This is a genomic window from Secundilactobacillus angelensis (assembly GCF_012641075.1).
Classification (GTDB): Bacteria; Bacillota; Bacilli; order Lactobacillales; family Lactobacillaceae; genus Secundilactobacillus; species Secundilactobacillus angelensis.
Genome location: NZ_JAAXLJ010000024.1, coordinates 22453 through 34224 on the forward strand (window position 1 = coordinate 22453; position 11772 = coordinate 34224).

Consider the following 11772-nt stretch of genomic DNA (forward strand, 5'->3'; position numbering starts at 1 on the left):
GAGGTGCTTTGGCTTAAATTCTGGAATCTACCGTGTGGTGTCACACGCTTTTATTTAATGATCTCATGAATCAAAGTCAGCGGTTCAGCTGAATCAGCGATTTCAATATTGTCATATAAGAGTTGTTCGACGTTATCGATGTCCTTACTATCAGCATAAATCGTCAGTAACGGTTCTCCTTCGCTGACGGCATCGCCGACCTTTTTCTTGAGTTCAATACCTACCGCGTAGTCCAACTGATCATCCGCTTTTTGACGGCCGCCACCAAGCAACATGCTGGCGACACCTATTTCATCTGCAGTCATCTTAGCGACAACACCACTAGACTTTGCTGGTAAGTCAATCTTGTACTTTGCTTGGGGCATAATCGTCGGATCATCGACGAACCGCTCATCACCGCCTTGAGCGATAACCATCTGACGGAAACTTTCAAGCGCCTTGCCATTGGCCACAACCTCTTTAAGCATTTCACGGGCTTCTTCCAGCGTTTGTGCCTTCTTCGCTAAGACCACCATCTGACTGCCAAGGGTCAAGACGAGGTCGGTGATATCGGCTGGCCCCTGCCCCTTTAGAATATCGATGGTTTCTTTAATTTCCAATGCGTTACCGATCATCCGCCCCAAGGGTTGATTCATATCCGAAATCAAGGCCATACAGTCCATCCCAGCATTCTTACCAATCGAGACTAAGGCCTCTGCCAGGGAACGGGCTTGATCTTCCGTCTTCATGAAGGCACCTGAACCCGTTTTAACGTCCAGCACCAATGCATCAGTGCCCGAAGCAATTTTCTTACTCATAATCGAACCGGCAATCAACGGAATAGAATCAACCGTGTCCGTTACATCTCGCAAAGCATAAATTTTCTTGTCTGCTGGGGCGATATTGCCCGTTGCACCAACGATTGCTAGGTGGATATCTTTCACTTGCTGTTTAAATTGGTCCTCTGTCAGTTCCACCTTAAAGCCGGGAATTGCTTCTAATTTATCCAACGTCCCACCAGTATGACCAAGCCCTCGGCCGGAGATCATTGGAATCGGAATACCCAAGGCTGCAATCATGGGAGCTAACGGCAAACTCGTCTTGTCACCCACACCACCAGTTGAATGCTTATCGACTTTAATCCCTGGAATATCAGATAAATCAAGCTGGTCACCAGACTTCAACATTTGCATTGCCAGCTCAGCCTGTTCACCATCAGCCATCCCATTGAAGTAAATGGCCATCAGTAGCGCGCTAGTCTGGTAATCCGGAATACTGCCATCCACCACACCATCCACGAAGAACTTAATTTCTTCGTTGGTTAATTCGCCACCATTTCGCTTATGATCGATCACATCTACCATTCTCATGACAATTCCTCCTGACTTGAAACCCTCGCTTAATAAAAATGGGGCGCGGTCAGATGCTTCTAACTGCCCCCATGATGTTCAATTAATCTTGACTATAATTTAATGGCAGTTTCCAGCGCCACCGTCATCATCTCACTGAATGAACTCTGGCGATCTTCTGCTGACAAGGCTTCACCGGTGGTCAGGTTATCGCTCACGGTATTAATGGACAATGCCTGAACCCCATACTTAGCAGCCAGCATGTAGAGCGCTGCCGTTTCCATCTCAGTTCCGAGTACCCCGTAATCGATCAACTGCTGATAGTCGATTTCATCGTTATAGAAACGGTCGGCACTGAAAATGTTGCCTACCTTCACCGAAACGCCAGCTTCCTTAGCTGACTCGTAGGCTTTAAGTAGCATATCGAAGTCGGCCGTTGGCGCGTAAATCACACCGGCTTTAAACGTATTTTGGATGATTGCTGAGTCGGTGCTGGCCGATTCAGCAATTAGAATATCACGAATCTTAACGGCTTCACCGAACCCACCAATACTACCAATTCGCATGAGGTGCTTCACACCGAAGAAACGAATCAGTTCGTTGGTATAAATGGAAATCGACGGAATCCCCATCCCGGTTCCCTGGACGGAAACCTTGTGGCCCTTATAGGTACCGGTATAGCCAAAAGCATTTCTGACAGAATTATACTGAACCACATCGTCCAAAAAGTTATCTGCCACGTACTTTGCCCGTAATGGGTCGCCCGGTAATAATACCGTTTCGGCGATATCGCCCATTTTTGCTCCAATATGTGTACTCATCGCTATTACCTCCTATTTCAATGACGTCAAGAATGACGTGCCGGTTGGGTTACCACTAACGTTGAAATTATCCAAGACGGTAGCCCCGAAGTCGGCATACGTCCGCCGAATGCCCAATGAACCATTCTGCTTAAAGCTTGGAGAATAAGCTAATAACGGGACGTATTCACGGGTATGATCAGTCCCCTTGTAACCGGGGTCATTCCCATGGTCCGCTGTGATCATCAGCAAATCATCATCCTGCAGCGTCGCCAACAAATCGCCAAGCTGTTCATCAAACGCCATCAACGCTTTTCCATAACCTTCCGGATTACGACGGTGGCCGTACATTGCGTCGAAATCAACCAGGTTGGTAAAGCTAAACCCGTTAAAGGCTTTTTCAGCATTGGCAATTGTCTGCTTCATCCCATCATCGTTACTGGTGGTATGCGCGCCTTCTGTAATCCCCTGTCCAGAGAATATATCGTTGATCTTACCAACAGCTAAAACGTCCAGACCAGCGTTCTTCAGTCGATCCAAGTCAGTTTCACCCGTTGGCGCTAGAGTAAAGTCGTGTCGATCAGAAGTCCGGGTAAAGTGGTCCTTATCCGGTCCAACATATGGTCGAGCAATGATCCGACCAATTCGATAAGGTTTATCAATGGTAATTGACCGGGCAAACTCACAAATCTTATATAACTCTTCCAGCGGAATCACATCCGTGTGGGCAGCGATTTGTAATACCGAGTCCCCAGAAGTATAAACAATCAAGTCACCGGTTTTCATCTGCTGCTCACCATAATCATGGATGACGTCAGTACCAGAATACGGCTTATTCACAATCACGTGGCGACCGCTGAAGTCCTCAATCTGCTTGATTAATTCAGCTGGAAAGCCCTTTGGAAAGAAACCAAGGGGTTCGGTAACAGGCAGCCCCATCATTTCCCAGTGACCGTCCATACTATCCTTGCCCACTGAAACTTCATGCATTTTGCCAAAATACCCAATTGGGCTTTCCGCAATTGGAACCCCTTCAATTGGATTATTCGGCCGAATGTTGGAGAGCCCCATTTTAGCTAAATTAGGAAGCTTCAGCTGACCTTTATAAAATTCACCGATGTGGCCTAAAGTATCAGCACCCACGTCACCGAATTTGTTGGCATCACTGGCTTCACCGATCCCAACGGAATCAATCACGATACCAAATACACGTTTAAAAGCCATAACAGTACCCTCCTTTAATCTTCGGTGACAATTTTTACGCTGGCACTGGCACCAATTCTGGTGGCACCTGCTTCAATCATTGCTTCTGCTTCAGCCTTTGAGTGCACGCCGCCTGAAGCCTTCACGCCTAACCGGTCACCCACGGTCTCACGCATTAATTTGACGTCTTCAACTTTGGCCCCGGCAGTTGAGAAGCCAGTTGACGTCTTAACAAAGTCAGCACCCGCTTTTTCGGATAACTGGCAGGCACGCACTTTTTCTTCATTGTTCAGCAATGCTGTTTCAATAATCACTTTAAGTAGTTTATTTTCAGCATGAATGGCATCTGCCAACGCTTTGATGTCAGCTAACACAGCATCATTGTGATTAGCCTTGAGTTCACCAATGTTGATCACCATATCTAACTCATCAGCACCATCTTTGATTGCTTGCTGGGCTTCAAAGACTTTTGACTCCGTAGAAGTAGCCCCTAGAGGGAAGCCAATAACGGTACAAGTATTCACGTCTGAATCTTGTAATCCAGCAGCAGTGTGCTTTACCCAATAGGGGTTGATGCATACTGACGCAAAATCATACTTAACTGCTTCCGCGATAACCTTATCCACATCTGCCTCGGTGGCGTCCGCGTTCAAAATTGTGTGGTCAATGTACTTGGCTAATTTCATGGTTGAAAACTCCTTTGTCAAAAATAATAGGTGTAATTAGTTAATTGTAACCGTTTCCATAATATCATGTAGAAATTCTGCTGTACACGGATATGCTAAAATACAGCAAACTTTGTGCATTTTCTCATTTGTCATTAAGAAATGAAACAAAAAAGCCACACAGTTAAATGTGTGGCTCAAGACTACTGACTCTGTAGTTGAAACAAACTGTTAATTTCACGAACGGCAGCTTCTAATTGCTTGTGATCAACCTCCGAACTTCCCTTAACTACGTAGCGTTCCAGGATGCCCATCAGCATACCTTCAATCGCACTAATCATGATCTCCTTATTGGGTGAACGCTGAATAGTGGTGATCACTGGGTCGTCTTGTGGGCCATCATCAACCCGTCGCTGAATCAACTCCCACAAGATTTGATTTAGAATTTCGTGAAGGTCTGAGCGGCTCTGACGGGTAGGCATCAGGTTCCGTAAAACCGGCCAGTAAGCCTCAACATATTCAACAAACTGAACCAATAATGGCTGATCGGGTGTCCGCCGTTGAACGGTATCTTCGATCTCCGCCATCAATAAGCTGTTTTTATCGGGAAAATAACGGTAAAACGTACTGCGCGTGATGAAACTCGCCACAGAAATTTCCGAAACACTAATCATATCATACGGTTTTTCACCTAAAAGATCTAAAAAGGCACTTAAAATTTGGCGCCGGGTTCTCTCTTGTGCTTTACCCATGGTTAATTCTCCAATTCTCTCTTAATATTAATTGCCATTATCAACTAATTCTAGGAGAATTGTACTCATTTCATCACTCTTATTCAAGCAAAAAGCCCTTAATGATGGGATTTCCTAACCGTTCTATAATCGGATTTATATGCCCACATCACAATCGCAAGGTTGATAAGGACTAGACCAGTTGTCATTAAAAAGACGTAGCGATAATCTAAAATACCAGCAACTCCAGAAGCTAGCATCGGTCCAATAACTGAACCAATTGCTTGCGCCGACTGATTATAACTAAAAATCCGGCTGATAGATTCTTTTGGTGTTGCCAACGTCATGACGGTTTGGGTAATTGGCAACAACGCTGCGTCGGAGATTCCGACAAGAAACCGAAAAATACCTAAACTGACGACGGTTTGAACAAAGAACATCGGTAAAAACATCGCAGCACAGAAAATCAACCCAGCAACGAGCACTTTCCGCGGGCCAATGTGGTCGCCCAGTGCACCTAAACGAGGTGCTGCGATCAAAGTGGCAATCCCCGGCAAGGCAGCAATCACCCCACTAGTCATTGCAATGTTGCCACGACCATGCATCAACTCTTTTACAAATAAACTAATGATGGGATTAATGGAGGTCGTAGCCGCTTGAATCAGCATCGATGATAGAATCATTGCCCATACGACCCGAACGTGCTTGATACCAGTAAAGGCGCTCCGTTCAGCATATTTGGGGTTGTCCAAAGGCTTAAAGTCTTCTTTAACGAAGAACAAGGTTATAAATGACGCAATCAGCATCATCCCACCAAAGATAAAGAACGGAATTCGATAACCGAATAGTCCGGCAATGTAACCACCAATAATGGGCCCGACCAGCATGCCGCCGACACTCCCAGTAGTTAACGTCCCCATGGTTTGACCACTCTTGCTGGTTGGCACTTCACTGGCCATTAGCGCATAAGCGTTATTAATGTAACCCGAAAAACCACCCTGAATCACCCGCAAGGTAATCAATATCCAAACACTGGGTGAAAAACCGGTCAACGTTGCGGTAATGGTCATCCCCAGTGCAGCTCGCATCAACATTGGCTTCCGCCCGGTTCTGTCGGCTAATTTACCCCAAAACGGTGATACGATTGCCTGGCTCAAGAAAGTACCGGAAAATGCCAAGCCAGCATATAAAGTTAATTCCCATTTAGGGAAATTCCCCATTTCACTAATAAACAACGGTAAAAACGGCAGGCTCATACTTGAACCAGCCCCCGTAATAAAATTACCCAGCCACAGAGCATATAGGTTTCGTTGCCACTGTGGTGTTTTTTCTGCTTTTGCCATCTAATCATCCTCAATATGTAGTTGTCACATACTAGTATTCTATCACTTAGGTCAACTAAAAAAGGTGCTATAACAGCACCTTCCTCATCTCAATTATTGACTATTCCTGATGTAAATCATCGTCTGAATGCGACTTGGAATCCGGATAGAAAGTCTCGGTTGGTGCGGATCCTGATTTTGATTTGCCTGAATCATCTGACGTGACGATTGTTGGCCCATCATCCGTGGTTTCAGCACCTTCAGCTGCCAATTTTACATAGAAGTTAGCAAAGGTCTGATTCATGTACGGATATACCCAGATGATTGGAATAACGATGATACATGCGAGGCTCCAGCCAATGAAGCTCAATCCCATGACAAAATATTCCCATTTGTGACCATCCATCATTTTTCGGCTCAAGGTGATGGCTTCTAGAAACCCAATTTTCTTACCCTGATCCAGATAATCACGATAGATGAAGATGGCCTGAGAATAAGCCAAAGACTTAACAATTCCTGGCACGATCAATAAGAGACTCCAAAGAAAAGTAAAGATCCACACAATAATCATCAGTGCTAATGAACCGAGAAAATAAGCGCCACGATTGAAAATCGTAAACGACTTGCTGACTGGTTCGGAAAACTCGCCGACTCCCCGTTGCAGATCGATCATCACAAAGGAAATACCGACTGCCAGTAGTGACGACACGAGACTCAACAGACTCAGCCAGTTACCTCCTGCAGTGTTGTCATTCAAATTAAAAGCCATGCTGCCAAAAAAGCTAGCTATCCCCAAAATATAAACTGGTAAGAATAAGAGCAAATAAAAACTAAAGTTGGAATCTAGAAACCCCTTAGCGTCCCTTTTCAACTGTCGTCGCCGACTCGTCATTGTCTCCTCTTGCATAATAAAAATTCTCCTCTCAAATTTGGCCTACTGTCCCAAAATAATACAACTAAGCGGACACTCCTATGAAAGTATACTAATATTACAGAAATGTGTCAATTTGACGATAAATGAAACATAAACAATAACGGCGGTTCACTACATGACCAAATTGATAACGGCCAGGGAGATCACACCAACAATCACAATGATCAGCAAATTTTTACTGATCATGGCGCTGATCAGTGTCGGAATACTGGCAAGCGCGTTGGGCACATTTAGAGTTGGAAACTGTCCTAAGTGCTGAATAAGCAGACTTTCCATCCACAGGGCGGTCATGATACAAATCGGCACGAAGCCGAGAAAGTTAACCACCACTTTTGGCAGCTTAAATTGCTTCAGCAAAATAAACGGGACCACCCGAGATAACCAGGTCACCAGACCGCTCCCTAAAATAACCAGCAATACATAACTATTTAGTGCCATGCTTTAACACCACCCCAAATCCGCAACCAAGTAACGTTACGACTAATAGCAGCCCGTTTTGCGGGAGCCATTTCATCCCTAAAAACATCAAAACGGCCACAAAAATAACCACGATAAATTGAATGGTCAGCTTGATTGCCCGATCAGAAATCATCTGCAGGTACAACAGCCCAATGAACATGGCAACTAAGGCAAAACTAAAGCCATACTTTTCGGGATTATTGATTAAATTGCCCAGCATCCCGCCAATGGCAGAAGTGAAGCCCCAAACCAAATAAGCAAAAATGTTAGCTGTATCTAGCCACCTAAAGTTAAGTTGATGATCCGTAAAATTAAGCTTGTTCATACTTAACGCGAAAGTCTCATCTGTTAGCAGAGTCCCGGCCCAAATATTCTTTGCCATACTTTCTTTAGACAAATAAGGTGCCACAACCGTACTCATCAAAATCATCCGTGCATTCACCAAGAAGACGGACATCACGATAGAACCGATACCAGCATGCAGTGCAATTAAACTAACAATCACGAATTCAGCGGAGCCGGCATATGTAATTAATGACATCAAAAATATTTCTAAAACACTCAGACCATTTGCGCGGGCTGTGATTCCAAAAGCTAAGGCAATCCCTATGTAACCAAACACGGTCGGTAGCGTTTCTTTCAGTGCTGACCTCATGTCCAAGTCTCCGGTCACTCTCATCATCTCCTCATTTTTCACTGATGTTTTCATTCTACGGGTTCACTATAAGCGTGTCAACAACGGTTTTATCGGGCATTAACCGAATCTAATCCAACTTTTAAGACTACTTGTAAGTGCGTTATAATGAAATCGTTTACTTATTCAATTAGGAGGTAATTGGGAATGTATGAAGCAAACCCCAACCGCTATGACACCATGGTCTACAATCGACTAGGTGACAGCGGTTTGAAACTATCCGCCATTGGTTTAGGCTTCTGGCATAACTTTGGCAGCGTTGACGCGTACGAAAATCAACGCGCCATCGTCCAGCAAGCATTTGACCTTGGCATCACTTATTTTGATCTAGCTAATAATTACAGCCCTGAACCCGGCAGCGCAGAAGAAAACTTCGGCCGAATCATGGCCACCGATATGAAACCTTACCGTGATCAAATGGTCATTGCCAGCAAGGCAGGTTATGAAATGTGGGACGGACCTTACGGCAATTGGGGTTCCCGCAAAAGCATCATGGCTAGTGCTGATCAAAGTCTCAAACGCATGGGCTTAGACTACGTGGATATTTTCTACAGTCACCGTCCTGATCCTGAAACCAACGTTTACGAAACGGCGCAAGCGTTAGACAGCCTAGTTCGTGAAGGTAAAGCACTCTACGTGGGGATTTCCAACTACAGTGGTGCCCAAACCGAGGCTATCATTAAGTGCTTTGAAGACATGCACACCCCCTTTGTGGTTCACCAGCCGCGCTATAATATGTTCAACCGTGGTGTGGAAAGTGACCTCTTCCCGGTTTTGAAGAAGTACCACAAAGCGGCTGCCGGATTCAGTTCACTTTGCCAGGGACTGCTTACTGACAAGTACCTCAATGGGATTCCTAAGAACTCACGAGCTGCTAAATCAACCAGTCCGTTCCTTGAACCCAGTCAAGTTGAACAAACCCTAAAAACGGTGAAGGCACTCAATGAAGTCGCTGAATCCCGTCATCAAACCCTTGCTGAAATGGCATTAGCATGGAACTTACGGGAACCAGAATTGGCTTGCGTCTTAGTTGGTGCCAGCCGGCCACAACAGTTGGTTGATAACGTCAAAGCCTTGGACAACTTGAAGTTCTCTGATAAAGAACTTTCAACCATTGATCATATTTTGAGCAAACAGCCTGCAATTGACTGGGCATAATGGTGAAAATAAAAAAATCCGATTATCAGTCATTTTGACCGATAATCGGATTTTCTAGTTATTTAACAACATTAATCATGAATCTGCGTGAACTGAAATCCGCCGACTGTTTAACCGTCACCGAGTCATCGAACTCACTGCCAACAAAGATACCGGCGTTCATGAGTTCGTCACCATAGTAGGTTTCCTCACTGTCATTGATCCGGTACTGCTTGTCAGGATTTAATCCCCGCAAGTACAGCCGATCATATGGTGCATTGGGATGATTCAACAGCTGATATCGGGTTGCAATCGCGTGATCCTGCTGATCATCAACCACCACCCAGCTCATCACGTTACCGTCACCGTCAAACGGACTGTCCAGGCGGTAGAGCTTACCGAATTGATACAGTGCGCGATGCTGCTTATAAAAGGCAACTTGTTCTTTAACTTGCTCAGCTTCCTCATCAGACATCTTCGAAATATCTAATTCGTAACCAAAGGCACCATAGAAGGCAACGTTAGCTCTGGTTTCTAACGAGGTGATTCGACCCGTTTGCTCATTAGGAACTGCCGAAACGTGGGCCCCCATCATTGACTGCGGATAACCATAACTGGTGCCAAACTGAATTTTGAGTCGTTCCACTGCATCTGTATCGTCACTGGTCCATGCCTGTGGTGCGTAATACATCATGCCCAGATCGAACCGACCACCACCAGACGCGCAGGATTCAAATAAGACGTCCGGATAAGCTTTCGTAAGCCGTTCATACAAGTTATAAACCCCGAGAATATAGCGGTGCGGCATTTCCAACTGTCTGTCAGCTGGCAAATTGGCACTAAACATCTCCGTGATATAACGGTTCATATCCCACTTAATATAATCCAACTTGGTGTCTTCAATAACCTGACTCATCATCTCGTAAATGTAATCGACAACCTCTGGCCGACTAAAATCTAATACATACTGGTTTCGACCAGGTGTTGCCCTACGCTTTGGTGCGTGAATCAGCCATTCTGGGTGTTTTTGATACAACTCGCTATCGATTGAAATCATTTCTGGTTCAAACCAAAGGCCAAACTCTAATCCCAGATTGTGCACTTCACCCGCAAAGGCGCCAATACCGTCTGGCAGTTTCTTTTGATCAACAAACCAATCCCCTAATGACGTGTGATCGTCATCTCGGTGACCAAACCAGCCATCGTCGAGGACAAACATTTCAATCCCCAATTTTTTGGCTTGTTTGGCAATGGTTAACAGTTTCGGCTCGTCAAAATCAAAGTAAGTGGCTTCCCAATTGTTAACCAAAATTGGCCGTTCCATCCGCCGATACTTGGGATCAACCAGATGCTTGCCGTAAAAATCAGCTAGCTGCTGACTCAACTGGTTCATGCCATCGGCAGTGTAACTTAAAATGGCTTCAGGCGTCTGAAATTCCTTATCCGGTGCTAATTGCCATTCAAATTCCGATGGATTGATCCCCACCAGCACTCGGCTAACATCCCACTGGTCTACTTCGACTTGATCTAAGAAATCACCCGAATAAATGAGGTTAAAACCAAAAACGTCACCCGCATCATCAGTCGTATTGGGCCGCGCCAGCATCATGAAGGGATTTTGTTGTGGACTGGAAGTTGTTCGTACCGAATCTAAAGCTTGAATTCCAGATCGTAGCGGCGTGCGAATCAAATGTCGCTCCCGTGCCCAAGTACCTGAAAATTGAATTAAGTCATAGTGTTTATCGGGTAAATCAAGCTGTGCGCTGAGGGCCGCTTCCAAGGTCACCGGTTCAACCCCATGGTTCTTGAAGTTAGCACTGCGGACAATCACGTCTTGATGCGGGAAAACGGTATAGCTTAACTCAAGATCCAGTTGAATTAACTGGTCAGTCAGATGAATAATCAGTGTTTCAGCATCATCCTCGGTATCATCGAAGGTTGATGGTAATCCTGGCAACCGTTTCTTTCCCTGTACAACCTCATAGTGATCATACTGAAAATCAGTAATCCGACTGCCATTTGCCTGTGACACTTGATATGCTGGGCGTCGAAAGTCGCCGGTTCCTGTATCAGCATATTCCTGCTTCAAGTCCCCTTTTTGGAAGGTAGGCTCATCTAGCGAATATGCCGGTGTATCCGTTTTCATTTCATGCTGCAATAAATCGGGATATTGTGGTTTAACGTGGATTTTCTTTCCATAATATACCTGAGCTAAAATACCATGAGCCAAAACTTGAAAAATATAACTGGTATGGTCTGTTTGTAGGTGAAACGTTTGATTCTTTTCGTCGACGTGAATGGCCAATTTTGGTGACTCCTTTCGATGTTTAGGTTGGTGAGCTGAACGTGGAAAAGTCTCATCTAGATTAAACGTGTTCTCCAAGGCAGAGACCTGCATGCAGGGGCAAGGCAACACAAACCCAAGACCGGGGTTTATGATTGTTGTCCCCTATCTAGATTAAACGTGTTCTCCAAGGCAGAGACCTGCATGTAGGGGCA

The 11772-nt window shown here is 45.1% G+C and carries 11 protein-coding genes; 1 reads left to right on the top strand and 10 read right to left on the bottom strand.

Annotated features, from left to right (window positions below):
- Positions 1–50: 50 nt before the first annotated feature.
- The 9 genes from HC026_RS10780 to HC026_RS10820 form a co-directional block, all read right to left on the bottom strand.
- Positions 51–1349 (bottom strand): pyrimidine-nucleoside phosphorylase, encoded by a 1299-nt coding sequence (locus HC026_RS10780; RefSeq protein ID WP_168925937.1) that lies wholly within the window; start codon positions 1347–1349, stop codon positions 51–53.
- A 92-nt stretch (positions 1350–1441) separates the two neighbouring features.
- Entirely contained in the window at positions 1442–2149 is a 708-nt protein-coding gene (gene deoD / locus HC026_RS10785) for a purine-nucleoside phosphorylase (RefSeq protein WP_168925938.1), read from the bottom strand.
- 12 nt (positions 2150–2161) lie between these two features.
- Complete coding sequence (locus HC026_RS10790; RefSeq protein ID WP_168925939.1) at positions 2162–3352, bottom strand: phosphopentomutase; 1191 nt, start codon at positions 3350–3352, stop codon at positions 2162–2164.
- A 14-nt stretch (positions 3353–3366) separates the two neighbouring features.
- Positions 3367–4017 (bottom strand): deoxyribose-phosphate aldolase, encoded by a 651-nt coding sequence (gene deoC, locus HC026_RS10795; RefSeq protein ID WP_168925940.1) that lies wholly within the window; start codon positions 4015–4017, stop codon positions 3367–3369.
- Between the two features lie 182 nt (positions 4018–4199).
- The gene (locus HC026_RS10800; RefSeq protein WP_168925941.1) at positions 4200–4748 is read right to left on the bottom strand and encodes a TetR/AcrR family transcriptional regulator; all 549 of its coding nucleotides are present in this window, start codon (positions 4746–4748) and stop codon (positions 4200–4202) included.
- A gap of 98 nt (positions 4749–4846) precedes the next feature.
- Positions 4847–6070, bottom strand: coding sequence for an MFS transporter (locus HC026_RS10805; RefSeq protein ID WP_168925942.1), 1224 nt, complete (start codon positions 6068–6070; stop codon positions 4847–4849).
- A gap of 100 nt (positions 6071–6170) precedes the next feature.
- Positions 6171–6956, bottom strand: a complete 786-nt coding sequence (locus HC026_RS10810; protein ID WP_232843730.1) for a DUF975 family protein — start codon at positions 6954–6956, stop codon at positions 6171–6173.
- 138 nt (positions 6957–7094) lie between these two features.
- A complete protein-coding gene (locus HC026_RS10815) occupies positions 7095–7421 on the bottom strand; it encodes an AzlD domain-containing protein (RefSeq protein ID WP_168925943.1) in 327 nt (108 codons plus the stop codon).
- A complete protein-coding gene (locus tag HC026_RS10820) occupies positions 7408–8115 on the bottom strand; it encodes an AzlC family ABC transporter permease (RefSeq protein ID WP_168925944.1) in 708 nt (235 codons plus the stop codon). Before HC026_RS10820 ends, HC026_RS10815 begins: the two co-directional genes overlap by 14 nt.
- Positions 8116–8283: 168 nt before the next feature.
- Between HC026_RS10820 and HC026_RS10825 the strand changes: the two genes are divergently transcribed.
- On the top strand, positions 8284–9294 hold the full coding sequence (locus HC026_RS10825) for an aldo/keto reductase (protein WP_168925945.1): 1011 nt from the start codon (positions 8284–8286) through the stop codon (positions 9292–9294).
- Between the two features lie 58 nt (positions 9295–9352).
- Here the strand turns inward: HC026_RS10825 and HC026_RS10830 are convergent, their stop codons facing one another.
- The gene (locus HC026_RS10830) at positions 9353–11578 is read right to left on the bottom strand and encodes an alpha-galactosidase (protein WP_211089479.1); all 2226 of its coding nucleotides are present in this window, start codon (positions 11576–11578) and stop codon (positions 9353–9355) included.
- Positions 11579–11772 lie beyond the last annotated feature (194 nt).